Origin of the sequence: Plantibacter sp. Mn2098, from assembly GCF_049319745.1 — a bacterium.
Taxonomy (GTDB): domain Bacteria; phylum Actinomycetota; class Actinomycetes; order Actinomycetales; family Microbacteriaceae; genus Plantibacter.
On record NZ_JBMOUH010000002.1, the window covers coordinates 406,244 to 431,199 of the forward strand.

The 24,956-nt window shown below is 68.7% G+C and carries 28 protein-coding genes, 1 tRNA gene and 1 riboswitch; of the genes, 15 read left to right on the forward strand and 14 right to left on the reverse strand.

The features are described 5' to 3' along the window. Window positions 1-65 precede the first annotated feature (65 nt). The gene (locus ACL9RL_RS04640) at window positions 66-368 is read left to right on the forward strand and encodes a helix-turn-helix domain-containing protein (RefSeq protein ID WP_422779040.1); all 303 of its coding nucleotides are present in this window, start codon (window positions 66-68) and stop codon (window positions 366-368) included. 67 nt (window positions 369-435) lie between these two features. Here ACL9RL_RS04640 and ACL9RL_RS04645 read toward each other — a convergent pair whose 3' ends face one another. Beyond that, window positions 436-744, reverse strand: coding sequence for a hypothetical protein (locus ACL9RL_RS04645; protein ID WP_422779041.1), 309 nt, complete (start codon window positions 742-744; stop codon window positions 436-438). A 132-nt stretch (window positions 745-876) separates the two neighbouring features. Here ACL9RL_RS04645 and ACL9RL_RS04650 point away from each other — a divergent pair, with 132 nt between their 5' ends. The 3 genes from ACL9RL_RS04650 to ACL9RL_RS04660 all read left to right on the forward strand — a co-directional run bounded on the left by ACL9RL_RS04650 (window position 877) and on the right by ACL9RL_RS04660 (window position 2,449). Next, on the forward strand, window positions 877-1,464 hold the full coding sequence (locus ACL9RL_RS04650; RefSeq protein ID WP_422779042.1) for a helix-turn-helix domain-containing protein: 588 nt from the start codon (window positions 877-879) through the stop codon (window positions 1,462-1,464). A gap of 41 nt (window positions 1,465-1,505) precedes the next feature. Further along, window positions 1,506-2,198 carry a formylglycine-generating enzyme family protein gene (locus ACL9RL_RS04655; RefSeq protein WP_422779043.1) on the forward strand — a complete coding sequence of 231 codons (693 nt, stop codon included), beginning with the start codon at window positions 1,506-1,508 and terminating at the stop codon, window positions 2,196-2,198. A 178-nt stretch (window positions 2,199-2,376) separates the two neighbouring features. Further along, a tRNA-Arg gene (locus ACL9RL_RS04660) sits at window positions 2,377-2,449 on the forward strand. A 55-nt stretch (window positions 2,450-2,504) separates the two neighbouring features. Here the strand turns inward: ACL9RL_RS04660 and ACL9RL_RS04665 are convergent. The 5 genes from ACL9RL_RS04665 to ACL9RL_RS04685 form a co-directional block, all read right to left on the reverse strand. Continuing rightward, window positions 2,505-2,819, reverse strand: a complete 315-nt coding sequence (locus ACL9RL_RS04665; RefSeq protein WP_422779044.1) for a type II toxin-antitoxin system RelE/ParE family toxin — start codon at window positions 2,817-2,819, stop codon at window positions 2,505-2,507. Beyond that, complete coding sequence (locus tag ACL9RL_RS04670; protein WP_422779045.1) at window positions 2,819-3,061, reverse strand: type II toxin-antitoxin system ParD family antitoxin; 243 nt, start codon at window positions 3,059-3,061, stop codon at window positions 2,819-2,821. The genes ACL9RL_RS04665 and ACL9RL_RS04670 overlap by 1 nt, the downstream gene beginning before the upstream one ends. A 57-nt stretch (window positions 3,062-3,118) precedes the next feature. After that, on the reverse strand, window positions 3,119-3,847 hold the full coding sequence (gene lepB, locus ACL9RL_RS04675; protein WP_422779046.1) for a signal peptidase I: 729 nt from the start codon (window positions 3,845-3,847) through the stop codon (window positions 3,119-3,121). Window positions 3,848-3,982: 135 nt separating this feature from the next. Continuing rightward, window positions 3,983-4,177 (reverse strand): hypothetical protein, encoded by a 195-nt coding sequence (locus ACL9RL_RS04680; protein WP_422779047.1) that lies wholly within the window; start codon window positions 4,175-4,177, stop codon window positions 3,983-3,985. A gap of 86 nt (window positions 4,178-4,263) precedes the next feature. Beyond that, on the reverse strand, window positions 4,264-5,085 hold the full coding sequence (locus tag ACL9RL_RS04685; protein ID WP_422779048.1) for a dienelactone hydrolase family protein: 822 nt from the start codon (window positions 5,083-5,085) through the stop codon (window positions 4,264-4,266). 202 nt (window positions 5,086-5,287) lie between these two features. Here ACL9RL_RS04685 and ACL9RL_RS04690 point away from each other — a divergent pair, with 202 nt between their 5' ends. Next, window positions 5,288-5,806, forward strand: coding sequence for a GNAT family N-acetyltransferase (locus ACL9RL_RS04690; RefSeq protein ID WP_422779049.1), 519 nt, complete (start codon window positions 5,288-5,290; stop codon window positions 5,804-5,806). Between the two features lie 60 nt (window positions 5,807-5,866). Then, a complete protein-coding gene (locus tag ACL9RL_RS04695; protein ID WP_422779050.1) occupies window positions 5,867-6,793 on the forward strand; it encodes an alpha/beta hydrolase in 927 nt (308 codons plus the stop codon). A 145-nt stretch (window positions 6,794-6,938) separates the two neighbouring features. On the opposite strand, the gene ACL9RL_RS04700 is transcribed toward ACL9RL_RS04695, so the two are convergent. Continuing rightward, entirely contained in the window at window positions 6,939-7,598 is a 660-nt protein-coding gene (locus ACL9RL_RS04700) for a GNAT family N-acetyltransferase (RefSeq protein ID WP_422779051.1), read from the reverse strand. A 110-nt stretch (window positions 7,599-7,708) separates the two neighbouring features. On the opposite strand from ACL9RL_RS04700, the gene ACL9RL_RS04705 reads away from it, so the two are divergent. Then, window positions 7,709-8,482, forward strand: a complete 774-nt coding sequence (locus ACL9RL_RS04705) for a response regulator transcription factor (protein WP_422779052.1) — start codon at window positions 7,709-7,711, stop codon at window positions 8,480-8,482. Beyond that, on the forward strand, window positions 8,479-10,119 hold the full coding sequence (locus tag ACL9RL_RS04710; protein WP_422779053.1) for an ATP-binding protein: 1,641 nt from the start codon (window positions 8,479-8,481) through the stop codon (window positions 10,117-10,119). The genes ACL9RL_RS04705 and ACL9RL_RS04710 overlap by 4 nt, the downstream gene beginning before the upstream one ends. A gap of 172 nt (window positions 10,120-10,291) precedes the next feature. Here ACL9RL_RS04710 and ACL9RL_RS04715 read toward each other — a convergent pair whose 3' ends face one another. Then, on the reverse strand, window positions 10,292-10,864 hold the full coding sequence (locus ACL9RL_RS04715; RefSeq protein ID WP_422779054.1) for a DUF4190 domain-containing protein: 573 nt from the start codon (window positions 10,862-10,864) through the stop codon (window positions 10,292-10,294). Window positions 10,865-11,058: 194 nt separating this feature from the next. After that, complete coding sequence (locus ACL9RL_RS04720) at window positions 11,059-11,661, reverse strand: helix-hairpin-helix domain-containing protein (RefSeq protein WP_422779055.1); 603 nt, start codon at window positions 11,659-11,661, stop codon at window positions 11,059-11,061. A gap of 132 nt (window positions 11,662-11,793) precedes the next feature. Between ACL9RL_RS04720 and ACL9RL_RS04725 the strand changes: the two genes are divergently transcribed. Continuing rightward, entirely contained in the window at window positions 11,794-13,785 is a 1,992-nt protein-coding gene (locus ACL9RL_RS04725; protein ID WP_422779056.1) for an MSCRAMM family protein, read from the forward strand. Window positions 13,786-13,928: 143 nt separating this feature from the next. On the opposite strand, the gene ACL9RL_RS04730 is transcribed toward ACL9RL_RS04725, so the two are convergent. Next, on the reverse strand, window positions 13,929-14,714 hold the full coding sequence (locus tag ACL9RL_RS04730) for a TetR/AcrR family transcriptional regulator (RefSeq protein ID WP_422779057.1): 786 nt from the start codon (window positions 14,712-14,714) through the stop codon (window positions 13,929-13,931). Window positions 14,715-14,830: 116 nt separating this feature from the next. Here ACL9RL_RS04730 and ACL9RL_RS04735 point away from each other — a divergent pair, with 116 nt between their 5' ends. Then, window positions 14,831-15,493: an HAD family hydrolase gene (locus tag ACL9RL_RS04735; protein ID WP_422779058.1), complete on the forward strand. Its 663-nt coding sequence runs from the start codon at window positions 14,831-14,833 to the stop codon at window positions 15,491-15,493. A gap of 148 nt (window positions 15,494-15,641) precedes the next feature. Here ACL9RL_RS04735 and ACL9RL_RS04740 read toward each other — a convergent pair whose 3' ends face one another. Further along, entirely contained in the window at window positions 15,642-16,058 is a 417-nt protein-coding gene (locus ACL9RL_RS04740) for a DUF1622 domain-containing protein (protein WP_422779059.1), read from the reverse strand. A 144-nt stretch (window positions 16,059-16,202) separates the two neighbouring features. After that, entirely contained in the window at window positions 16,203-16,844 is a 642-nt protein-coding gene (locus tag ACL9RL_RS04745) for a DUF1349 domain-containing protein (protein WP_422779060.1), read from the reverse strand. A gap of 155 nt (window positions 16,845-16,999) precedes the next feature. Further along, window positions 17,000-17,102: riboswitch (TPP riboswitch) on the forward strand. On the opposite strand from ACL9RL_RS04745, the gene thiM reads away from it, so the two are divergent. From thiM to ACL9RL_RS04760, 3 genes are all read left to right on the forward strand, one after another. Continuing rightward, window positions 17,085-17,963: a hydroxyethylthiazole kinase gene (gene thiM / locus ACL9RL_RS04750; protein WP_422779061.1), complete on the forward strand. Its 879-nt coding sequence runs from the start codon at window positions 17,085-17,087 to the stop codon at window positions 17,961-17,963. (Overlaps the previous riboswitch by 18 nt.) Before the next feature lie 179 nt (window positions 17,964-18,142). Beyond that, window positions 18,143-18,799, forward strand: coding sequence for a thiamine phosphate synthase (thiE, locus tag ACL9RL_RS04755; protein WP_422779062.1), 657 nt, complete (start codon window positions 18,143-18,145; stop codon window positions 18,797-18,799). After that, window positions 18,796-20,451: a bifunctional hydroxymethylpyrimidine kinase/phosphomethylpyrimidine kinase gene (locus tag ACL9RL_RS04760; RefSeq protein WP_422779063.1), complete on the forward strand. Its 1,656-nt coding sequence runs from the start codon at window positions 18,796-18,798 to the stop codon at window positions 20,449-20,451. Before thiE ends, ACL9RL_RS04760 begins: the two co-directional genes overlap by 4 nt. A gap of 296 nt (window positions 20,452-20,747) precedes the next feature. On the opposite strand, the gene ACL9RL_RS04765 is transcribed toward ACL9RL_RS04760, so the two are convergent. Together ACL9RL_RS04765 and ACL9RL_RS04770 are read right to left on the reverse strand one after the other, a co-directional pair. Next, the gene (locus ACL9RL_RS04765) at window positions 20,748-21,464 is read right to left on the reverse strand and encodes an ABC transporter ATP-binding protein (protein WP_422779064.1); all 717 of its coding nucleotides are present in this window, start codon (window positions 21,462-21,464) and stop codon (window positions 20,748-20,750) included. Between the two features lie 115 nt (window positions 21,465-21,579). Continuing rightward, complete coding sequence (locus tag ACL9RL_RS04770; RefSeq protein ID WP_422779065.1) at window positions 21,580-22,674, reverse strand: ABC transporter permease; 1,095 nt, start codon at window positions 22,672-22,674, stop codon at window positions 21,580-21,582. 185 nt (window positions 22,675-22,859) lie between these two features. On the opposite strand from ACL9RL_RS04770, the gene ACL9RL_RS04775 reads away from it, so the two are divergent. Together ACL9RL_RS04775 and ACL9RL_RS04780 are read left to right on the forward strand one after the other, a co-directional pair. Continuing rightward, window positions 22,860-24,209 carry a sensor histidine kinase gene (locus ACL9RL_RS04775; RefSeq protein ID WP_422779066.1) on the forward strand — a complete coding sequence of 450 codons (1,350 nt, stop codon included), beginning with the start codon at window positions 22,860-22,862 and terminating at the stop codon, window positions 24,207-24,209. A gap of 14 nt (window positions 24,210-24,223) precedes the next feature. Beyond that, a complete protein-coding gene (locus ACL9RL_RS04780; protein WP_422779216.1) occupies window positions 24,224-24,910 on the forward strand; it encodes a response regulator in 687 nt (228 codons plus the stop codon). Window positions 24,911-24,956: the final 46 nt, after the last annotated feature.

Here is a 24,956-nt window from a genome sequence, read left to right on the forward strand (position 1 = left end):
GGGTCCCGCATCGCCTCGACCAATAACTATACCGGTCAAAGTATCCCGCAGGTACACTCGGAGACATGGTCCGACTGCCGCTCACCCCCGCCGACGTCGAACGCGGCGAACGTCTCGGTGCCCTCCTGCGCCGTGCGCGCGGCGACCGGTCGATGCTCGACGTCGCACTCGACGCCGGCGTCTCTCCCGAGACCCTCCGCAAGATCGAGACCGGCCGTGTCGCGACCCCCGCCTTCCCCACGATCGCGGCGATCGCCGGTGTCCTCGGGCTCTCCCTGGATGCGGTGTGGGCGGAGATCAACCCGGTGGATCGGGATGTCTCGTCGATCGGTTCCGGACGGAACGTGCCGGTGCAGCTCGCATCCTGATCGCAGCCCTTCTCCGACGTGTCAGAGGCTCCATGGGCCTCCTGTGCGCCCGAGGGTTCACGTGCACCTACCCGCGTGCCCGACGCAGCACACCGACCCCGCGCATCAGCTGCGGGACGACGAGGTAGACCGCGACCGGCACAACGACGATCGACAGGACGAAGGCGCGCAGCACCGGATTCCAGTCCTCCGCGAACGGGGCGATGGCGAAGAAGCCGAGCGTGACGAGCGGGAAGATCGCGACCCAGGTCACCAGCGCGCGCAGGTGGATCGACGGCGGCGTGAGCGGAGCGGGAGTCCCTGCTGCGATGGTGTTCGACGGGGGTGCCGGGGTTGCAGGATTCGGCCGGCCGGGCTGCGACATGGGGTGTGACACGGGAACTCTCCTCAGATGTTGCACGCCGGCCGCCGTTGGTCCGGCGATCGGTCGTGCATTCACCGTGGCATCGCCGTCGCCGAATCCGGGAAATCTGTTGCCGGAATCGGGACGGCCTGATTCGATGGGCGCATGAGCGTCACACAGCGCATCGCGACGGAACTCGAGCAGATCGCCCCGAGGCTCCGTCGGGCGCGGTTGAAGAAGGACATCACGCTCGAGGAGCTGTCGACGGCGACGGGGATCTCGAAGAGCACGTTGTCCCGCCTCGAATCGGGCCAGCGGAAGCCCAGCCTGGAATTGCTGCTGCCGGTCGTCGCAGCGCTCGCCGTGCCGTTCGAGGAGATCGTCAGTCCGCCTCGGATCGCCGATCCGCGGGTGCCGCTCAAGCCGACGCGCGCCGACGGGCGCATCCTCACCCCGCTGTCGCATCATCAGGGCGAACCGCAGGCGTTCAAGATCACGATTCCGGCGACGGAGCGAACCGTCGACCTGCGCACCCACGTCGGCTACGAGTGGATCTACGTCCTCTCCGGCCGGTTGCGGGTTGTGCTCGCCGAGCACGACATCGTGCTCGGTGCTGGTGAGGCGGCGGAGTTCGACACGAGGAATCCGCACTGGTTCGGGTCGGCCGGTGCCGGGCCGGTCGAGATCCTGAGCATGTTCGGCAAGCAAGGGCAGCGCATCCATCTGCGGGCGAAGGGTGCTGCTGCCTCGTAACAAAGCGATCGGCCGCGCGGATCGCGGGTACCGTCCAATCCATGCCCCTCTCCATCGCCCCACGTGCCGTCGCGATCCCGGCCGGCAGCGTCGCGATGCACGATGCACGCACGGGGCGACGTTGGTCGGTCGAGGTCGCGCCGTTCGAGATCGGGGCGACTCCCGTCACGCAGATCGAGTACGCGGCGGTGACGGGGGAGTGGCCGGCCGCGAGGCGGGGCGATCTGCTCCCGGTCGAGGGGGTGTCGTGGTGGGATGCGATCGAGTACTGCAACGCGTTGTCGATCCAGGCGGGCTTCCAGCCGGCGTACGAACGATACGGCGACACGGCGGTGTGGCTCGTGGCGTCCGACGGGTATCGACTGCCGACGGAGGCCGAGTGGGAGCGGGCGTGCCGGGCCGATTCGACGGGTCCGCGGTACGGGGCGATCGATGCGGTCGCCTGGTTCCGTGACAACTCGGACGAGCGGCTGCATCCGGTGGGCGGCAAGGAGCCGAACGGGTGGGGTCTGTACGACATGCTCGGGAGTGTGTGGGAGTGGTGCTGGGATCTCGCCGATCCCGATCGCTATGGCACGTACCGTTCGCTTCGTGGCGGCGGCTGGTTCGATGAGCACTGGAGTGTGCGTGCGTCCGTGCGGCGCAACAGCTATCCCGGTCTGCGGATCGACGACGTCGGCTTCCGTGTGGTGCGTTCCCTCGTCGCCCCTGACTCCGTCCGCCTCGGTCCCTGAGCCTGTCGAAGGGCCCACCCCACCCGGTCCCTGAGCCTGACGAAACGCCCACCCCACAAACCCCTGATTTCCCGCGCGACACCCCGTCGCGCACGCTCGATTGGCGCCATCGCGAAACGTGCGATAGGCTCTACTCTGGCCTGCGGAGCTGATGTTCACATCGAAACCGCGAGGCAATGCGCCCGTAGCTCAACGGATAGAGCATCTGACTACGGATCAGAAGGTTGGGGGTTCGAATCCCTTCGGGCGCACAGTACCAAAAGCGGCCTCGTCTTCGGACGGGGCCGTTCTTGTTTGTGGCCGTTCTTACTCCTCCGCGAGTTCGACGGGGATGTCTCGACGTGTGTGAAGAACCCGCAGGATGCGCACGACATCCGCGCTCTCGGTATACAGGACGGCGTAGGGGAATCGTTGCAGGGTGAGGCTGCGCAGATCGGGCATCCCGATTTCAATGGCCAGTCGGGGTGACCCGAGCGATGGGTGCGCACCAAGGAGTTCTTTCGCGTTCTCTAACGCGTCCACCAAGCGCAGAGCTGCGTCCTCCGCCCCTTCTTCGACATAGTGCGCGACGGCGTCAAGGATGTCTTCGTCGGCGCGCCTCGTCGTTCTGACGTGATGCATCAAGCGTTGGTAGAACTCGCACTGCGAATCCGGTCGCGAAGCCCGTCGAAGTAGTCGTGATCGAGCTCGGAGCCGTCGCCGGATGAGATGCCCTCGACCACGAGTGCTCGCAGTTGCGTACGAGCCTGTTCGCGACGGATGAGGTCGCGAATGAACTCACTGCTGTTGCCGTAGTGCTCGCCGACCTGCGACTCGACGAACTGTTTCAGCGCGTCTGGAAGTGAGATGTTCATGGTGGCCATACGAACATCGTAATCCGCATGGCAAAGTTTGTCATTGTTGCGAAGTGGCCACGTTCCTTACCCAACCCCCGCGAACACGTCCGGGTAATCGCCCAACCACGTCCACCGGTTCACCGGCCAGGTGATCACGAACGCGCGCCCGACGACATCGTCGATCGGCACGAATCCCTTCCCGGGGAGATTCTGGTTCCGTGATGAATCCTGCGAGTTGTAGCGGTTGTCGCCCATGACCCACAGTTGGCCGGCCGGTACGGTGACGTCGAACGGGACCGCACCCGCGGCGCCGTTCGCAGGCCGGATGATGTACGGCTCGTCGAGCGGCTTGCCGTTGACTTCAATCTGTCCGGATGCGCCGCAACACACGACGTGATCGCCCGGCAGCCCGATGACGCGTTTGATCAGATGGTCGTCGCTGTCGGCCGTCCCGAGTCCGATGAACGTCAGGAATCCGTTCACCGCCTGTCCGAAGCTGTTCTGGTCAGGCGACGGCGGTGACGCCGGCAACCAGCCGCCCGGATCGGTGAACACGACCACATCGCCGTGCGCGAGCCCGAACACCTTCGGCTGCAACTCATTGACCAGGATGCGGTCGTTGATCTGCAGCGTGTTCTCCATCGACGCCGACGGGATGTAGAACGAGCGCACGAGGAACGTCTTGATGAAGAACGAGACCACGATGGCGATCAGCACGATCACGAGCAGATCGCGGAGGAACTTCCAGGCGCTGCGTCCGGCTTTCGACGTCTGGAGGGTGGGGGATTGAGCGGTGTCAGCGGTGTCGGTCATGGACGTGCTGGCCCGGAGCTTCGGTGCGATTGCCGACGATCATGCGTCATTGTGAACCCTTTCGCATCGCCGACGGTCGTCGCCCAGGAAACGGAGCACCGTCCGGACAACGCTAAGCCCGTGACCCTCCGAAGTCTAGAACCCGGCGGTGTTCGGTTTGCGTTGTGCGCTCTGGCGCGCCACCGTGCTCGCGACTTCGGAATGGTGCTTCCGGAGCGCCGAGAGAACGGCCCCGCGGATGATGAGGAACAGGATCAGGATGCCGATAATTGCCCCGAGCAGCCAGAGGCTAGCACTGAGGAGGATGAGGGCGAGTGGGTCGGGGTTCACTTCTGAATCGTATCGGTCGACCGTACGGTTTAGCAGTTCAGTCGAACTCAGGCTTTGTTGCAGGGCAGATATGCGTGCACGGTCACTCAGGCCGTGACCAACCGCTCCTTCAGGAACGCGACGACCCGCTCACGCGCCTCGAGCGCGGGATGCCCAGGCGTCTCGCGGACCTCGCCCGTGATGACCGAGTGCGCGCCCTTCGCGAAACCGCCCGCGTTGCCGGGCGAGGAGTCGAGCTCGATGACTTCGAACGCATCGCCGAGACGATCCGCGATCGTCTTGAAACGTTCGCGGGGGACCGACGCGTCCTCGCTGAACCGCAACCCCAGTGCGCACACGGATCCGTCGGCGGCGCGCTCGGCGACGCGATCGAACTCAGCCGCTGACATCGTCGGGTCCATCCGGCGCGCTCGGCTGATGGGGAAGGGCGCAGCCGGCTGGCTGAGCACGGCTGCGAGCACCGAATCGTCCATCGCCGCCGCCAACGCGAATCCGCCGGTGAAGCACATCCCGATCACGCCGACGCCGTGGCCGGGGGTGCGCGATGCGAGATCGACCGCGAGCGCGCGCAGATAGTCGGCGAAGGGCCGGCGGGCATCGGTCGCGAACGCTTTGAACTCTGCCGACACGCAGAGTCTCGCAACCGTCCCGAGCGTGTACCCGACGGTCGCGGGCTTGCCCGGGGTGCCGAACGGCGACGGCATGGTGACGGTGAATCCCTGATCGACGAGGTGTTCCGCCAGGCCGATCACCTCCGGGTTGATGCCCGGGATCTCGGGGATGAGGACGACGCCTGGGCCTGACCCCTTCTCGAACCGGTCGTGCGTGATGCCACCGGCGGTGAACGTCGAGCGGGCCCATCCGTCGATGGTGCCCGTGGGAGCTGCGGTCGGTGCGGCGTCGGCCATCGTGAGTCCAATCGGTGCGAGTCGATCGTCGGATTCGGCGATGCTGAAAGAGAGCGTAACCCCGGTCGATGGACGTCGGGTGACAGGACGTTGTACCGTCTGCACGCGCCGGTCGCCAGCTGGCAGCCGGTCTGCGGGTCCGGGCCGCAGTCTCCTCCTCCAGTGCGATGCGCCAACGAGAGCGCCCTCGTAGGCTGAAGTGATGGTGACCTGCATCCGCGAAGCTGACCTCGACGATCGTGCCGGCCTCGAACGCATCGAGACCTCCGCCGACACCCTCCTCATCGACCGCTTTGCAGCGACGAACTGGCCCGCGGCAGCGTCTGGCGAGGAGCGAGCGTCCATGCCCGGGTTCATCCTCATCGCATGCGAAACGGAGGGCGGTCCGGCGATCGGCTTCGCTCACGTGATCGAGCTCGAGGACGTTGCGCATCTGGAGCAGCTCGCGGTTCTGCCCGAACACGGGCATCGAGGTCATGGTCGTGCACTGGTCGCTGCTGCGATCGATGAGGCAGCGCGTCGAGGACATCACGCACTGACGCTTCGCACATACGCTGAAGTTCCGTGGAACGCGCCCTTCTATCGGAGCTGCGGATTCCGCGAGAGCGAGCCGGAGACGGCGTTCCATCGTCGGCTGGTTGCCGTCGAGGCGGATCTGGAGCTCGACCAGTACGGTCCGCGGTTGCGGATGACCGTGCAGGTGCCGCTGTCGCAAGCGTAAGGACGCCGATGGCGGCTCGGCTCCTGGGCGAACGGCGGTCCGCCGCCGTAGTGTGTGCGCATGCGTCGGAACCCTGTGGATGCGATTGACGACTCGATCACCGGCCCGCACGGCCCGGTCCCGATCCGCAGGTACGCGCCCACCGCGCCGCCCGGGGGCGCTGCACCATCGGCCCTCTCGCCGACGATCGTCTGGCTGCACGGCGGCGGCTTCTTCGCCGGCAACCTCGACATGGCGGAGTCCGATGCTGTGGCACGGTCATTCGCCGCGGCAGGATTCCGTGTTGTGACGGTCGACTACCGGCTAGTGCCGCCCGTCGGCAGTCGATGGCCGATCCGGCGTGGCGCACCGACGGTCCGATACCCGGTTCCGTTGGACGATGTCTTCGCCGTCGTCGAGCAGATCCAGTCGGAATCGCCGGACGGTGTGGTGCTCGGCGGTGCGAGCGCGGGTGCTTGCTTGGCCGCAGCGACCGTCGCGCGCCTCGCGCAGTCCGCTGGACTGCCTGGACTGCCAGGACTGCCAGGACTGCCCGCCCAGCCCGGCCATGCGAGCCAGCCGCTGCGAGGCGTCTTCTTCATCTACGGACTGTTCCACGCGGTGTTCCCGGCGCCGCCCGCGGACCTCGTGCGGCCGACCGGTCGGCGTCGGTACACGCACGCGCCCGCGATGCTCAACCTCATGAGCCGCAACTACGCCGGCAGCAGCGATGCGCTGTCGGACCCGTTCGCCTTCCCGGGCGGACATCCGCTCCCGCCGTTCCCGCGCACGCTGATGATCGATGCCGACCATGACTCGATCCGTGCCTCGAGTGCGGCATTCGCCAACGAACTCGAAGCGGCGGGCGTCGACCTCGACTACCGCCTGATCCCCGGAACCCAACACGCGTTCCTCAACCGTCCGAACGATCCGGCATTCACCGAGGCGGTGAGTGGCATCGTCGAGTGGGCGGGTGAAATCGCCACCCCGCGTCTTCACGCCGAGTAGACGAGGCCGCCGACCCACCGATCTCTGGTGCGCCGTCCGTGAGCCTGTTCACAACTCAGGAACGCCCCCGGCGTGTCGCGGCAAAACGGCGGTCTGAGGGCGACACGCCGAGGGCGCTCCTGAATTGCGAACGGACACTGCGGCGTCAGCGGCGCGGCAGCATCGCGAACCGCCCCGCACGCTCCTGTGCCGCGAACGCGGCAGCCGAGAGGGCCAGGACCACATGGCCGTCGTCGTTGGACGGGCCCTGCTCGAAACCCAACCGCGCAGCCAACGCCAGCGACCGGTCGTTGTCGGGATGCACAACAGCTGTCATGACGCGGGCGCCGAGACCGGAACCACCGCCGAACGCGAGCCCCAGCATCGCCACCGCCGCCTCCGTCGCATACCCACGCCCGCTGCACGCCGGATCGAACACCCAGCCGATCTCCGCCGACCGGTCATCCGCGCCGACGTCCCGCAGATGCAACGAGACATCGCCGATGAGCCGCCCATCGCGCACGACGGCCAACGCCAGGAAATCGTCGGCCCGCAGCAGCCGTGTGTGCCTCGTCCGGTGCAGGAGGTGCTCGAAGGACTGCGCCCGATTCCGCAACGGCCACGGCAGATACTCGACCACCGATGGATTCGACTGGATCCCGTACCAGGTCGCCGCATCGCCCAGTCGGTGCGGCCGCAGCAGCAACCGGGGCGTCAGCAGCCTCGGCGCACGCAGCGGTGCATCCATCCGTTCGCGGACACTCGATGCCGACGAGAGCACGTCGAGACCGGGAACGGGGAGGCGGGCTGACCGTTGGAGGGACATGACGGCCACGGTAGGCGCGGACCCGATGGATGCGGCCAGTAAACATTTGAGGCTCCTATGAATCGCCGAGCCGGGTCGTCTTCAGTCCTGATCACTGCCGATAATGAAGCATGTCTTCGTCCCCAGATCCCGCCGTGGACACCGGGCGACGCCGCGCGGTCCTCGCAAAACTGCCCCGGATGTACCGTCCGGACGGGTCTCCCATCCGCGTCCTCCTCGTCGACGACGAGACGGTCCTCACCGACCTCGTCACGCTCGCCCTCGGGTACGAGGGATGGGTGATCGATGTGGCGCGCACGGGTCGCGACGCCCTCGCCCACTACCGCGCGGAACGGCCCGACGTCGTCGTCCTCGACATCATGCTGCCCGACATCGACGGCCTCGACGTGCTCCGTCAGCTCCGCCAGTACGGTCACACCACTCCCACGCTCTTCCTGACCGCGCGCGACTCCGTCGACGACCGGATCATCGGCCTGACCGCCGGCGGCGACGATTACATGACCAAACCGTTCAGCCTCGAAGAACTCGTCGCCCGCCTCCGCGGCCTCCTCCGCAGGGCGGCGCACACAGTCTCTGAAGAGGACTCGCATCTCACCGTCGGCGGCCTGTTCCTCGATGAGACGAGCTACGAGGTCAGCCGCGACGGCACCCCGATCGCCCTCACCACGACCGAGTTCGAGCTCCTCCGCTACTTCATGCGCAACCCGCGCCGCGTGCTCAGTCGTGCGCAGATCCTCGACCGGGTGTGGAACTACGACTTCGCGGGCAAGGCGAGCATCGTCGATCTCTACGTGTCGTACCTGCGCAAGAAGATCGACGCAGACCGCACCCCGATGATCCACACTGTCCGCGGCGTCGGATACGTGCTCAGGGCGACGGAGTGAGCAGCGATCCGGGTGCTCCGGAGACTGCCAACGCCTCCCCGGTGACGGGTGGCATCGGCACCTCGCGTCCGCCTGTGCCGTGGTCGTTGCGGCGGCGGCTGGTCGTCGGCATCGGTGCGGTCGTCGCGGTTGTCCTCATCGCGGTCGGTGTCATCAGCATCGTGACGTTGAACGCGTCGGTGACGACGGTCGTCGACCGACAGCTTGCCGGCTCGTTGTCTGCGCTCGAACACTCGGTTGCGAAGTCCCGCGGCAGCGCGCGCACGAGCACCGACCCGTCCATCGCGTCGCCGAGCACCGGTCCGACCCAGAGCCCGACGCAGAATCCCACGCAGAACCCGACCCAGAACCCGACCCAGAAGCCCACGCAGAACGACATCCGGAAAGGGTTCACGAAGAACCTGACCGAGTTCGTCGGACACGGCCGCGGCACGATCATCGCGCTTGTGCAGGACGGCGACGTCCTCGACTCCGCGCTCTTCTCGGACGCGGATGCGACGGCACTGTCCCCGCGGGTCGTCGCGCAGATCGCTGAGGCGGCGACCTCGCCGGACCCGCGGCAGACCGTCCAGTTGTCCGGCCTCGGCGGGTACCGACTCGCCCTGCAGTCGAACGGCGACGGTGAAGTGCTCGTCGCCGGCGTTTCGCTGGCACCTGCCCAGGCGGCGGTGCTGCAGGAGACCATCGTCATCGCGGCCATCTCCGCCTTCGCTCTCGCGCTCACGATCGGCGGTGTCATCCTCGCCGTCCGCATTGCGCTGCGTCCGCTCGATCGCGTGGCTGCAACGGCGGTCGCCGTCTCGACGCTGCCGCTCGAATCGGGTGACGCCACCATCGCGATGCGCCTGCACGGCACCGATCGCGACCCCAGGACCGAGGTCGGCAAGGTGGGGGAGTCGCTCAATCGGATGCTCGACCACGTCGACAATGCGCTCGCAGTCCGGGCGGCGACGGACAAACGCATGCGCCGCTTCGTGACCGATGCGAGCCATGAGCTCCGCACGCCGCTCGCGGCGATCCGCGGCTACGCGGAACTCACCCGGCAGGACAGCGATGAACTGCCCGCGCTGACCGAGCACGCGCTCGCGCGCATCGAATCGGAGGCCACCAGGATGAGTTCGCTCGTGAGCGAGTTGCTCTTGCTCGCGCGTCTCGACGAGGGACAGGACCTGCACCTCGACGAGGTCGATCTGAGCGATCTGGTGGCCACTGCGGTGAGCGATTCGCGGGCGGCGGCTCCGTCGCATCGGTGGATCGCCCAGGTGCCGGATTCGGCGCTCGTTGTGCAGGCGGACCGTGAGCGGCTGCATCAGCTCGTGGTGAACCTGCTGTCCAACGCGTCGGTGCACACCCCGCCGGAGAGCACGGTGACGGCACGGTTGCGGTCCCTCGGCGACGGGACGGTCCGGCTCACGATCGCGGATGATGGTCCAGGCATCCCCGAGGAACTGTTGCCTGATCTGTTCTCGCGATTCGCTCGTGGGGACGCGTCCCGTTCGCGTGCGGCCGGCAGCACCGGCCTCGGGCTGGCCATCGCGTTGTCCATCGTGGAGGCGCATCACGGGCAGCTCGATGTCGCGTCCTCGCCCGCCGGCACGACCTTCACGGTCATCCTCCCCGTCACCGCCCCGCGCTAGCCCGCCCTGCCCTAGCCCGCCTCGCCCACCCGAACCAGCCCGCGAACTGTCACTCGTGGCTGCTCTGCCGCAACGAGAACAGCCACTACCGACAGCTCGCGAGCTGTCAGTAGTGGCTGCTTTCAGCGCCTGGGAACAGCCACGAGTGACAGTTCGCGGGCTGAGGCGGAGGCTAGAAGGCGCTGCCTGCGAGCGATGCGATGCCGAAGAAGAACGCGGCACCGAGAGCGACGAGGATCGAACCGGCCAGCATCACACCGGAGACGATAACGCCGGTGAGGGCGAATGCCTTCGAACGCGGCTTGCGCACGAGCGCGATGATGCCGAGCACAAGCGCTGCGATCGGCAGCAGGACGAACGACGGGGTCACGATCGCGGCCATCGCCAGGACGAACGCGATGATGCCGAGCGTCTGGGTCGTGTTGTCACGGTCGGACAGGGGCGAACGGCCGGTCCCGGCAGGGTGGGCCTGCTGAGCAGACGACTGCACCGGCTGCACCGGCTGGAACGGCTGCACCGGCTGGAACTGCGCGGACGGGATCGACTGTGTGGGCTGGCCGGTCTGCTGCGCGGTGGTGAAGCCATCGGCCGGCGACGTGGTCTCTGCCCCTTCCACGCGCTCCAGGACGCCGACGGTGCTGCCGGTCGGTGCGGCACCCGGCTGGGTTGCACCGTTGGCAGAGTCGGTGACTCCTGCTGCGACGGTCGAGGTGGAGGAGGTCTCGGGAGTGTTCAGGGCGGACATGATGTGTTCCTTCCTCCGTGTGTACGGAGATCGTTGATGTGCTTCCAGCCTCCTCGATCTGGATGCGCAACGAATCGCCCGGGCGAGTGATCCTCGGTGGCACCAGAGGACGATGTTTCGCCAGGTCACCTCGTCCTTCCGGCCAGCTGTGGCCGGCTCCCACCAGTTGCGGGATGCCGCCAGGTCGCCGCCGACTACTGCAGGGGCGGGCGCTGCGGTTCGAGCCTTGGCCCGACGACGAACGCGTCCTGCCCCTTCAGGAACGCCTCGGGCGGGAGCTGCGCCGCCGTCAGGAGTTCGTCGACGGAGATGAATCCGCCACGCTGCGCACGCAACGCGACGAGGTAGTCGCCCCACGCCTGATCGACGCCGAGCCTCGCCTGGAACTCTGCGGACGACGCCGTGTTGAGGTCGATGCGCGCCTCCTGTTCGCGGAGCACGGGCGGCGGCGGATAGAGCGCGGTCTGCCCGGCCGCGATCTCGCGAGCGGACCGTGGTGTGACGCGTCGCAGCCACTCCCGGTTCGCAATGAGCGAGTGGACGATGCCGCCGACCCAGGCGAAGAAGATCGGTGCTCCATAGGGGAGGTCGGGCAGCGAACGCATCAGGTTGTACAACAGGATGGCCCACGCCAGCCAGGCGGCGGCCGAGATCAACCAGCGAGCTCGCCGCTCCTTGATCCCGATGAACAGGAACCCGGCCCAGGTGAGAATGCCGGCGCCGGCGATGCTCGGGATCACCCAAGCGCTCCGGAGCAGTGTCCAGCCAAAGCCGATGCGGGGCGGTTTCGTCGTCATGCAGGTCCTTCGATCGGGTGGCGGCGTCGCTGTTCCCAGCCTAGCCATCGCCCAGGCAGTGCATCGGTCTCGGATCGATCCCATTCCGTCGTGAGCATTTACGGCACCGATTCCATGACATAGCCTGAGGCGATGAGACGCCGCTTCGCACTCATCGTCATCGCCTTGCTCGCCGCAGTCACCACCGCGTTCGCCGGTGCGATTCCTGCCACGGCCGCCACCACGGGGTCGTGGAGTTCCTGGACCGACCTCGTCGGAACCGCCAACGCGTTCACCGGGTCGGTGACGCTCGCCGGCAAGCCCGCGTTGACCGCGACGCTCGCGACGGATTCCCGCGCCGGCAGCGTCGGTGTCATCTCGGGGAGCACCACCTGGCTGTCGGAGGGCACGCCGGTCGGGGCGAAGTACGGGTCGAGCAAGAACAAGCCGTACCTCAATCTGCGTCCGAAGGCCGACACCGCGGTTGCGCCGTCGACCACGACGTACACCTTCCAGACGCCGGCGCCGCCATCCGGGTGGACGTTCGTGCTGGGCGACATCGATGCGGACAAGGTGCAGGTCCGCGCGACCGGGCCGGACGGCGTGCCGCTCACTGTCGCACAGCTGGGGTACCGCAGCTCCTTCAATTACTGCGCGCCCGGCGTCGTCGGGAAGCCGTCGTGCACGGGCGATGCGGCGGACGTCCCCAGCTGGGATCCTGCGACGCAGACGCTCACGGGCAATCCGGCCGCTGCGGACACGAACGGCGCATCGGCGTGGTTCGAACCGTCCGCACCGGTTTCCACGCTCACCTTCGTGTACACGCGTCGGTCCGGTTTCCCCGTCTACCAGACCTGGTTCGCGAGCCTCGCCCGCGACATCGCCGGCACGGTCACGAACGAGTCGGATGGGCAGCCGACGGTCCCGGTCGACGGCGCCCAGCTGCGTCTCATCGACCGCAACGGCACGATCGTCGGCACCACGGCCTCCGGCGCGGACGGCACCTATTCGTTCACCGGGTACATCGCGACGGACGGGTATCGTGTCGAGGTCGTGGCGCCCATCGGGACGATCGCGGTCGGCGGAACCGGCAAGCCCGTCGACCTGACGGATGCGGACGGAACCGCCGACTTCGTGGTCCGCGACATCGTGCCGGTGCCCGTCTCCGGCACGGTCACCGCTGCCGGAGGAGGTCCGCTCGCCGGGGTGACGGTCACGATCCCCGGACTCGATGGCGCCCCGCCGCAGGTCACGATGACCGACTCTTCCGGGAACTACTTCTTCGACACGGTCGACGTGGGCGATCGCACGGTCGTCGTCACTCCGCCGCCCGGATACTCGACGTCCACGCCGAGTCTGTCGTTCACCATCCCGGCCGGCTCCACGACGCCGATCACGGGTGAGGACTTCGAGCTCGTACCGAATCCGTCGCTTTCCGGAACGGTCACGGCCGGTGGCACCGGCCTCGGCGGAGTGACGGTCACGGCCCACGGACCGGACGGCGACCTCAGCACCCTGACGGCATCAGATGGCAGCTACACGTTCCCGCTCCTCGACGCCGGCGACTACAGCGTGACCGTCACGACGCCGGACGGGTTCGAACTCGTCGGCCCGGGAACGCTCGACCGCACGGTCGCTGAGAGCGACGTGACGGGCGTCGACTTCACCCTCGACGCCGTGCTGCTCGGCAGCCTCGGAGGCGGGGTGGTGGCGGGGACCGATCCGGTGCCCGACGCGACCGTCGTGATCGACGGACCGGGTGGACCGACGACGCTGACGACGGGGCCCGACGGCGGATACGCCATCGGCTCGCTCCCGGAGGGCACGTACACGGCGACGCTGACGGTGCCGGACGGATACACGGCCGGTGGCCCGCTCACCCAGCAGATCACCATCGACGGGTCGGGTGCTGCGGTGACGGTGCCGGACTTCGTGCTCGTGGCCGTGGTCGCACCGACGCCGAGCCCGTCGCCGACCGTGACGCCGACCGATGCTGCGACTGTCGGCTCACACACCGGTCAGCTCTCGTCGACCGGTGTGCAGACGGGGCTGCTGGTGGCGGGTGGCGTCGCCGTGGTGGTGGTCATCGCGGGGGCCGTGATCTTGATCGTTCGACGGGTGCGGGAGTCGCGGCGGAATCGTTGAGCTGGGGCGGGCAGGCAGGCCGGGGCAGGCAGGCCGGGCCTGGCCAGATCTGCGGCGCACGGCCGCCAGCGCGCTGAACCGCTGAGCGGCCGGCGGCCGACTCGCTGGCCGCCTGCGCCGTGCGTCGACGCTCCCGGTGGTGCTCAGCCGGCGGCGTTGGCGAGCTTGCCGAGCCACTCGGTGAGGAGGGCCGTCTCCGCATCGGTCAGGACGCCGGTCTCGCCCGGGGATGTCGTTTCGGCCGCGTCCGCCTCGTCGGCCGGGAGGGCGCTGTTGCGTCGGTCGTCGGCGATCGCCGCGGCGAGCGACACCGCGTGTCTAGCGATGACGCTGGAACCGTCCGCCGATCCGGTCGACGTGCCCGCAGCATCGGCCGGGGTCGTGATCGCGGTCAGGACGGCCTCGCGCATCGTCTCGGAGAGGAGCGGGTCACGCCGCTCAGGCAGCGTCGCGATGAGGGTGAGCGCAACGCCAGAGCTGGCCGCGTGCACCATCTGGACGGCGCGATCGACGTCGACCAGGAGGCGTCCGGCGACGGCGACCCGCTCGATCAGGCTGCGCAGGACGGCCTCCGCCTCACGCGCTGCGGTGGGCTCAGCTCCCGCCTCCGGCTGGCCGTACATCAGCGAGTAGAGCGCCGGGTTCGCGACGCCGAACGCGACGTGGAGATCCCAGCCGGCCCGCAGATCGTCGACCGGGTCCGGAAGGAGCGTGCGGTTGCGTTTGGTGTGCAGGTAGGCGGCGAATCCGTGGCTGGTGACCGCATCGAGCAGTCCGCTCATGTCGCCGAAGAGCCGGTAGATCGTCGGCGGCTGCACCCCGGCGGCGGCGCTGACAGCGCGGGTGGAGACGGCGTCCCGTCCTCCTGCGGAGAGGAGTTCGGAGGCGGCTTCGACGATGCGGTCGCGCGGGCTCGGCTGCTCAGTCATGAATCAATGATAACAAAGAGTTGTTATCAATTTTCCTCTGCGTGGACTCGGCCAGCCCGAGTGTTCACAACAGGCGACGGGTGCCGGTGTCGCGGGCGTCGCCTAGGCTCGTCGGTATGGCTGACTACCCCGACCTGGTGATCTTCGACTGCGACGGGACCCTCGTCGACACGGAACGGATCTCCGTCCGCGTCAACCTCAAGCTGCTGACCGAGGCCGGGAGCACCCTCACCGAGGCGGATATCCACGAGCACCTCGTCGGCGCATCGTACGAGACGTACATCAAGCTCGTCGAGGAGAACCTCGGGCGCACGCTCGACCCCACCTGGCTCGACCGTTGGGGCCAGGCGTTCCGCGATGCGTGCGCTGCCGATCTGGAGGCCGTCGACGGTGTCGGCGAGGCGATAACCGAGATCCTCGAGGCCGGATCGCCCATCTGCGTCGCGTCCAACAGTGCGCACCCGGACATCAAGCGGAACCTCGAACACACGGGGCTGCACGAGCACTTCGACGGCAGCATCTTCAGCGCGAGCGACGTCGCGACCGGCAAGCCTGCGCCGGACCTGTTCCTGCACGCGGCCGCGACGTTCGGCATCGATCCGTCCCGCTGCATCGTCATCGAGGACAGCCCGGTCGGCGTCGCTGCTGCCCGTGCTGCCGGTATGCGCGTCTACGCCTACGCCGGCGGCGTCATCCCCGAAGCGCGCCTCGTCGGCCCCAACACGCACGTCTTCCACGACATGCGAGAGCTCCCCGCCCTCATCCGGGCCACCTGGTAGCCGCCCTGCCGGCCCGCGAACTGTCAGTCGTGGCTGGTCTGACGCTCCGGTTGCCAGCCACAACCGTCAGCTCGCGAGCTGTCGGTCGTGGCCGGTCTGGCGTGCTGATAGCCGCCACAAGTGACAGTTCGCGGGCTGATCGGGCGGGCTAGTCGGCGGGTCCCGCGTTGCCTCTGGCGACGGCCTTCGTGAGCACCTGTGGTCCGGTGACGAACGCTCGCTTCCAGGGGGCGACGCCATCGATCTCGACCTGCAGCGAGAAGCTCAACACCGTCCGGATGAGGACGATGAGCGCGAGGACCGCCGCATCGGTGAGTGATGGCGTGGAGGTGACGGTCTTGACGAGGTCAGCGGCGACGAGAATCTCCAGGCCGAGCAGGATGACGCCGCCGATCGTCTCGCGGAGGGTCTTGAACGCGTGGCCTCCGTCTTTCGAACGGATCCAGACGCGGATCGAGACACCGATCGCGACGAGGAATCCGACGACCATCGCGCCGACCCCGACGACCTCGAACACGGTCGTCACCGCCTCAAAGAATCCCGTCACGCCATCCCCCTCTGCCATCCCGCCATCATGCCGCACTTCGTCCGCGAGTGGTCAGTCGTGGCTGGTTCCAGCGCCCGAGAACAGCCACAACTGACAGCTCGCGAGCTATCAGTTGTGGTGGGTTTCAGGGCGTCAGAGCAGCCACGAGTGACAGTTCGCGGGCTAGTGGAGGGCGGAATCGGCGGAGGACTGGGTCCAGGAGTGGAAGCGGACCGTCAGTCCGGAACGGGTCGGAGCGCAACAGAACGGGCCGATGGCGACCAGCGCGTCAGCCGTGAACGGAGCGACCCGCACGAGCTGCCAGGGCTCGTCGTCGACTCGCGCACGGATCGTCACGGCGTCACCGGACCGGCTTGCCCGCACGGTCACAACACGCCCGGCCCACGCCGGGACCGGCCCGACGGACCAGTCGGAGCGGACATCCGTCACGACCGCGCCCAGCTGCGGCAGCCCATCGGCGAACTCCACTCCGGCCTTGATCCAGTGCTCGTCATCAGCTCGGAGGAACACCCCGGCCTGATCGAACTGGGCGTCGAAGGCCGCCGTGAACGACACCTCGCAGGCCGTGCCCGTCGCGAACGGCGTGAGCAGCGCGTGCTCCGTGTCGTGGACAAAACCGTAGGAGGTGTGCCGCCAGGCATCGCTGCCCTCCACGGCGGTCACGAGGAGGTCCACGCCATCGGCGGTCTCCTCCTCGACGGCTGAAACCGGGGGAGTCGTCCACGACCCCACCGACCAAGGGATGGTCGTCCTCGCTTCGGGATCAGCGGCGGCGGATGAGGCTGAGGTGTCGACGTCGTTCACGGGGCCACCCTATCGGCGTGCGCTGGAGGTTCGCATCCGCCCATTGTGTTCCGGCCCTCGTGCCCGGTCGTCGGACAGAACCTCCCGGTCTGCGTGCCCGGCCGCGTTTGTCGGGCCACCGATCTTCGCACACGGCGCCACGCGCTATGGTGGTGGCGAGTGACACGGGGTGCCCGTCGCGATGCGACACGGGCTGAGAACACACCCGTCGAACCTGATCTAGTTCGTACTAGCGAAGGGATGTCGCGGATGAGCATTCGCACACCGCAGCAGTCTGCCCACCCGTCCACCGATGCCGTCGCAGGGGGTGGTGTCGTCGATCCGGCGGCCCTCGCCGAACGCGCGGCGACCCTCCTCGAGGAGCTGCGCTCGCGCACGCCGCTTGTGCAGTCGATCACCAACGCCGTGGTCACCAACTTCACCGCGAACATCCTCCTCGCGCTCGGCGCTGCGCCGGCGATGGTCGACATCCCGACCGAGGCCGGCCCGTTCGCGCGCATCGCCTCCGGGGTGCTCATCAACCTCGGCACCCCGCATGCCGAACCGCGGGAGGCGATGCTCGAAGCGGCCGCCGCAGCCGCCGACGCGGGGACGCCCTGGGTCCTCGACCCGGTCGCGATCGGGTTCCTGCCCGTCCGCACCGCCCTCGCATCCCAGCTGCTGGACCTCCGCCCGACGATCGTGAGGGGGAACGCCTCGGAGATCATCGCGCTCGCCGGCCTCGGAGCGGGTGGCCGCGGCGTGGACGCGACGGACACCGCGGAGAGCGCGCTCGACGCGGCCCGCGCCATCGCTCGTCGTGCCGGTTCCGTGGTCGCGGTGTCCGGCCCGACCGATGTCATCACCGACGGAGAACGCGTCGTCCGCACGAGCAACGGACACGTCTGGCTCACTGCGGTGACGGGCGGTGGATGCGCGCTCGGCTCGGTCATGGCGGCGTTCGCGTCGCTCGACGACGACCGACTCGTCACGACCGTTGCCGCGACGACCGTCTACACGATCGCCGCCGAGCTTGCGGCATCGGAATCCCGTGGGCCGGGCAGCTTCGCAATCGCGTTCCTCGACCGTTTGTCGACCGTCGACGCCGATACCGTGCGGCGGATGGCGGTCATCGCGTGAGCCGGACGGGTGGGGATGACGCTGCGAACGGGGTGTCCTTCGACGGGGACCGGGTGGGGCGTGCCGGGGTAGCGGTGGTTCCGGGCCCTTCGACAGGCTCAGGGACCGGCGGGGCGGGACTCGATGTGGGTGCGGGGACGGTGGGCCCTTCGACGGGCTCAGGGACCGGGGGAGTGCGAATGGACGCCGACGCGCTTTCGACGTACCTCGTCACCGATGCGTCCCTGAGTGGATCGTGCGGGGTCCTCGATGTTGTGGGGCGTGCCGTCGACGGCGGCGCCACCGCGATCCAACTGCGGGAGAAGTCGGGGACGGCGCGTGAGCTGTTCGAGTTGACGGTTGCGGCCAGCGCCGCCATCGCCGGTCGTGCGCTGCTGTTCGTCGACGACCGGGTGGACGTGTTCCTCGCCGCCCGAGCCGCCGGGGCGCGGGTCGACGGCGTCCACATCGGGCAGAGCGATCTGCCGGTACTCGAGACGCGACGAATCATCGGGCCGGATGCGATCCTCGGCCTCACCGCGAACACGCCGGCGCACTTCGCGGACGTCGCGGCGCTCCCGGCCGGGACCGTCGACTATCTCGGTGTCGGTGTCATCCGACCGACGAGCACCAAACCGGACCACCCTGCACCGCTCGGGATCGAGGGCTTCCGGGCGCTCGCCGCATCAACGGCGTTGCCGTGCGTCGCGATCGGCGGTGTCGCACTGTCCGACACGGCCGCGCTGCGCTCCGCGGGTGCTGCAGGGCTCGCCGTGGTGTCCGCGATCTGTGCGGCCGACGACCCCACGGCCGCGGCTGCCGCCTTCCGCGCCGCCTGGACGGAGGCGCTCCTATGAGTGACGCAGCCGCCCGACCCCTGCCCGCCGCCCGGTCCCTGAGCCTGTCGAGGGGCCCCAACGGCTCGACGGTGTCGCGAGCGCGCACCCCGCGCATCCTCAGCATCGCCGGCACCGACCCGACAGGCGGCGCCGGCATCCAGGCGGACCTCAAGAGCATCGCCGCGAACGGCGGCTACGGCATGGCGGTCGTGACGGCACTTGTCGCCCAGAACACCCACGGCGTCCGCAGCGTCCACACACCGCCCGTGTCGTTCCTCCGCGAGCAGCTCGATGCCGTGAGCGATGACGTCGTGATCGACGCGGTCAAGATCGGCATGCTCGGCAGCGTCGAGGTGGTGGACGAGGTCCGCGCCTGGTTGCGCGCATCGGCGACCGGGCCCATCGTGCTCGATCCCGTGATGGTCGCGACGAGCGGAGACCGGCTGCTGCGCGCCGACGCAGAGGCGGCCGTGCGGGCGCTGCTTCCCATGGTCGACCTCGTGACCCCGAACCTCCCGGAGCTCGCCGTCCTGGCAGGCGCGCCGATCGCCACCGACTGGGCGACCGCGCTCGATCAGGCGCTCGCCCTGTCACGCGAGCACGGCGTCATCGTCCTGGTGAAGGGCGGACACCTGGGCGGCACGTCATCGCCGGATGCCCTGGTCGATGCCGCGGGCCGTCTCGGCGACGACCGGGACCAGCAGGTCGTCGAGATCGTCGGTGCCCGGGTGGAGACATCCAACACGCACGGCACCGGGTGTTCGCTGTCGAGTGCGATCGCGACCCTCGTCGCTCGCGACGGCGATTGGACGAGAGCCCTCGACGACGCGAAGCGCTGGCTCACCGGGGCGCTCGCGCGTGCCGACGAGCTCGTGGTCGGGTCCGGCAACGGACCGATCAACCACTTCGCCGAGCTTTGGGACGCGGCCGGGATCGGAGAAGCGGATGCGCTCGGTCGCGCTCTCGACCTCGACGGGCATCGGCTGGATGAGACCGATGCCGCTGTTGCTCCCGCATCGATCACCGACGCCTGGTGGGATGACGTCGAGCCGGTGCGTCGGCGCATCGACGAGTCACCGTTCATCCTCGGGTTGGGCGACGGCACCCTCGACGCAGGGGCCTTCACCCACTATCTCGCGCAGGACGCGATCTACCTGCGCGAGTACGCGCGGGTCCTCGCCCGGGCGAGCCAGTTGGCGCCGACGACCGAAGAGCAGGTGTTCTGGGCGGAGGGCGCGAGCGGCTCGATCGTCGCGGAGATGGAGCTGCACCGGACCTGGCTGGCTGAACATGCCGCCAGCGGTATACGCGTCGAACCGACACCTGTCACGGCCGCCTACCTGTCACATCTCCTGACGGCGGCGAGGAGCACCGACTACGGCCTCGTCGTCGCGGCGCTCCTGCCGTGCTACTGGATCTATCAGGACCTCGGTGAGCGGCTCGTGACGCGGTCGCATCCGGAGCACCCGTTCGCGGGCTGGTTGGACACGTACGCGGATCCGGCGTTCGCGGTCTCGAATCAGCGGGCCATCGACATCGCCGGGGCGGCTGCTGCACGTGCCGACTCTGCGGGCCGTGAGCGGATGCGGCGTGCGTTCCTCGTCTCGGCGGCGCACGAGGAGGCGTTCTTCGCCGATCCGCTGGCGAGGCTGGCCGCCACCGGTCCCTGAGCCTGTCGAAGGGTCCTGCTTCCTGCGCTTCGACAAGCTCAGCGACCGGGCTTTCGCGTGTGGTGGCTTCGGTCCCTGAGCTTGTCGAAGGGTTCTGGGTCCTGCGCTTCGACAAGCTCAGCGGCCGGGTTTTTCGGGTGTGGAGCCTTCGGTCCCTGAGCTTGTCGAAGGGTCCTGTGTCCTGCGCTTCGACAAGCTCAGCGGCCGGGCTTTTGCGTGTGGTGGCTTCGGTCCCTGAGCTTGTCGAAGGGTCCTGGGTGTTGCGCTTCGACGGGCTCAGCGACCCGGGTCGCCGCTCAGCGCCCCGCGGCGACGAGCACGTCCTCGTCCTCGACAGCGGCGACGAGCGCACCATCCTGCATCGTGAGCACCTGATCCATCCGCGAAAGGTGCGACCGGTCGTGCGTGACGAGCAGCGTCGACGTGTGCGCCTCCTCGGTCAACCGCAGGATGAGGTCGATGATCGCCGACCCGCGCTCGTGATCGAGCGCACTCGTCGGCTCGTCCACCACGAGCGCGGCCGGTTCGCCCATCAGTGCCCGGGCGACGTTGACCCGCTGACGCTGGCCTCCCGACAACTGATGGGGACGCTTGCCGGCATGTGCGCTCAGCCCGACCTCGTTCAACAGATCCAGCGCCCTGGTTCGAACAGCAGCGCGCCGGCCACGACTGCCGCGCCCGCCCAGCTCGTTCATCACCGTCAACTGTTCGAGTGCCGTGAGTGACGGGATCAGGTTCGACTGCTGGAACACGATGCCGAGGGTCGAGCGTCGGAATTCGGCTGCCGCCCCGCGATCCAAGCCCGTGACATCGATGCCCGCGACCTCGACGGTGCCGCTGTCCGGCCGGATGAGCGACGCCGTGACGGCGAGAACGCTCGACTTACCGGAGCCGGACGGGCCGGTGAGGGCTGCGACCGTGCCCGGCGGGACGGTGAGGCTCACACGGTCGACGGCGGTGACGGTGGAATCGCCGTCGGGGAAGGTGAGGGTGACGTCGGTCAGTTGGATCATCGGGTGCCTCCTGGGGTGGGGCCCTTCGACAAGCTCAGGGACCGGGGGTGGGACAGGGTCTGGGACCGGGGGTGGGTGGGGCCCTTCGACAAGCTCAGGGACCGGGGACGGGCGCTCATCGGTTGCCGCCGAGGGCGGTGAGCGGGTCGGCCGTGAGGATGGACCGGAGCGCGAACGCCGCGCCCGCGAGCCCGAGGACCACCATGATCACGCCGGGGACGAGGGTCGTGAGCGGACTCAGCACAAACGGCAGCGCCGTCCCCGCGAGCGACCCCAGCAGGGCGGTGAGCCCGATCCCGACGCCCACGCCCACGATGAGGAGGACGAGTGCCTGCCCGAGCGCATCGGTCGTGAGCCGACGGGTCGTCGCACCGAGCGCTTTCAGGATCGCGACGTCACCGCGGCGCTGGATGGTCCAGACCGTGAAGAACGCGCCGATCACCAGCGCGGAGATGCCGAACAGCATCGCCACCATCAGGAGGAGTGACCCGATCTCGGATCGGAACGAACCGATCGCCATGAGCGCGGGGAGCACCGACTTCGAGACGGTGCCGGCCTGGGCGTCGGCTGCGGTCGCAGTGGCGCCGGTCGGATTCCCGAACACGGCGAGCACGGTGGCGAACGGCGCGCCGGCACTGCCCGCGGCGACTCCGGAGGTCGCTGCCGCCATCGTCCGCCAGTCCGTCGCACTCATCCAGACGACCGGCGTGTGGCTGTACCACGCGTCGTCGCCGACGGATTCGACGGTGAACTGCTTCGCGCCGATGGACACTTCGTCCCCGGCTGTGACCTTGAGTTCCTTCGCGGCGGCGGCGCTCAGTCGGAGCTGCCCAGATGCGGTCGGCGCATCGTGTCCGAACGACGGCTCGACGCCGAAGAGCGAGACGGACGTGCGCGCATCGGGCGTCTCGAGCCGTGTCTGCGTGATCCCGATGGGCTCGGCACGCTCCACACCGGGCACGGCGGCCCAATCGGATGCCATGTCCGCGGTCACCGCGGAGTCCGAGAAGCTCGCCTGCTCACCGTCGGCAGGCGCAGAGAAGACGATGCTGCTGGCGCCGAGTCCCGTCACCGCCGAGATGTTCTGGTTCGCGAGCCCGGCGGTCAACCCGCTGAGGAACCCCACGAGCAGGGTGATGAGTGTAACGACCGCGCCGATCAGCACGAACCGTCCGGTCGCGAATCGCATGTCACGCCAGGCGACGAACATGGAACCTCCTCGATGCACCCGTCCGCAGGCCGGCGGATCCGGTCTGGTGGTGCACGCTTCAAGCCTCCCCGTGCGGCGCACCGCCGGCATCGGCCGGGATGATGCTCTCCGGCGGCGGGAGTATGGAGGGTTCCTTCCACCTTTTGGACGATCCGTTTCCGCCCGGCGCACCGTACGCTGGGCGGATGACGCAATCGGTGCCAGGCGGCGCCCTCGGGGCGAGGAGAGCGCAGGCGGACCATTCGGCCCTCAGCCCCGTGTTCACGGCGTTGAACGCGGGTCTGCACGTGCTGTTCGTCGCGCTGGCACTCGTTGTCGTGGTGCGGGCGATCCTGGTCCCCGGCCCGTACTCGGTGCTGTCGATCGTGCTGACCGCGGTGATGCTCGCGACCCACGTCCTCGGGGCGGTGTTCGGCGCGCGGGCGCGGCGGGGTCGGCGGGGGCGCGGGGGAGCGGGAGCTGACGAAGTCGGTGGCGGCGGAAACACGAACGGCGACGGTACCGACGCTGACGGGTCCACGATGCCCCGTACCGGCCGCACAGGCCGCATCGTCATCGGCGTCTGGCTCGCCGTCCTCAGCATCGAGTGGATCGCCCTCGTGTTCCTCAGCCCGGATGCGGCGTACCTCGTCTTCCCGCTGTTCTTCCTCTACCTGCACCTGCTGCGCTGGCCGGTCGCGGTCGTCGCGGTGCTCGCGGCGACCGCCGCAGCGATCATCGCGATCGGTGCGCACTCCGGGTTCAGCCTCGGCGGGGTCGTCGGGCCGATCGTCGGCGCCGCCGTGGCGGTCGCGATCGGGCTCGGCTACCAGGCGCTCGCGCGGGAGGCGGAGGCGCGCGAACGGCTCATCGTCGAACTCGTCGCCACCCGTGAACAGCTCGCGGCGACCGAGCGGGAGGCCGGGAAGCTGGCCGAACGCGAGCGCCTCGCCCGCGACATCCACGACACCGTCGCGCAGGCGCTGTCGAGCATCCAGCTCCTCCTGCACGCCGCCGAACGTGATGCCGAGACCGACCCCACCCGTGCTGCAGTCCACCTGCGCGGTGCAAGGGCCGCGGCCGCCACGGCGCTCACGGAGACCCGCGGCCTCATCGACGAGCTCAGCCCGCCGGCCCTCGCGGGAAGCACGATCGCCGACGCGCTGTCCCGGCTGGCCGCAACGACCACGGCGCAGGGCGGTCCCGTCGTCTCCTTCACGGTGACGGGTGACCCCATCGACCTCAGCACCTCGGTGCAGACGTGCCTCCTGCGGGTCGCCCAGAGCGCCGTGTCCAACGCCGTCCGCCACGCGGAGGCATCCCGCGCGGACATCACGCTCAGCTACCTGGACTCCGAGGTGATCCTCGATGTCGACGACGACGGGATCGGCTTCGAACCGGCGGTCATCGGCGGGGCCGGCGAGCGGACAGCCGGCGGGTCGTTCGGGCTCGTCGCGATGCGGCAGCGGATCGAGGAACTGGGCGGATCGCTCGACCTCCGCAGCGAACCGGGGCAGGGGACGACCGTGACGGCACGATTCGAGGAGGCGGCATGAGCGAGGATGCGACGATGGGGGACCGGGCGGCCGAGGGCGCTGACGGCCCCGCCGTGCCGACGATCCGCATCGTCATCGCCGACGACCACCCCATCGTGCGAGCCGGCCTCCGTGCCGTGCTCGGAACGGTGCACGATCTCGACGTGATCGGTGAGGCTGCGACGGCGGAGGACGCGATCGAGCTCGCGTTGCACGGCGCCGACGGACGTCCTGTTCCCGACCTCGTGCTGATGGATCTGAGCTTCGGGGACGGGATGTCCGGGATCGAGGCGACCCGTGTCATCGCCTCGGCCGCCGGATCCCCGCGCGTCCTCGTGTTGACGAATTACGATTCCGATGCGGACATCCTCGGTGCGATCGAGGCGGGGGCGGCGGGGTACCTGCTGAAGGACTCGCCCCCGGATGATCTCGTTGCGGCGATCCGGTCTGCCGTCGCCGGGCGATCGGTGCTGGGGCCGGCCGTCGCGACACGGCTCGTCGCGCGGGTGAGCGCGCCGCAGACGGCGTTGAGTGCGCGGGAGATCGAGGTGCTCGCGAAAGTGGCCGAAGGGCTCACGAACCTCGCGATCGCGGCGCGGCTGCACGTCAGTGAGACGACGATCAAGTCGCATCTCGCGCACATCTACACAAAGCTCGATGTCACGAACCGTTCGTCCGCCATCGCCGCCGCCCAGCGTCAGGGCCTCTTCCGTCCGCGCTGAGCCCCGGTCCTCGTCCCGGTCCCTGAGCTTGTCGAAGGGCCTACGT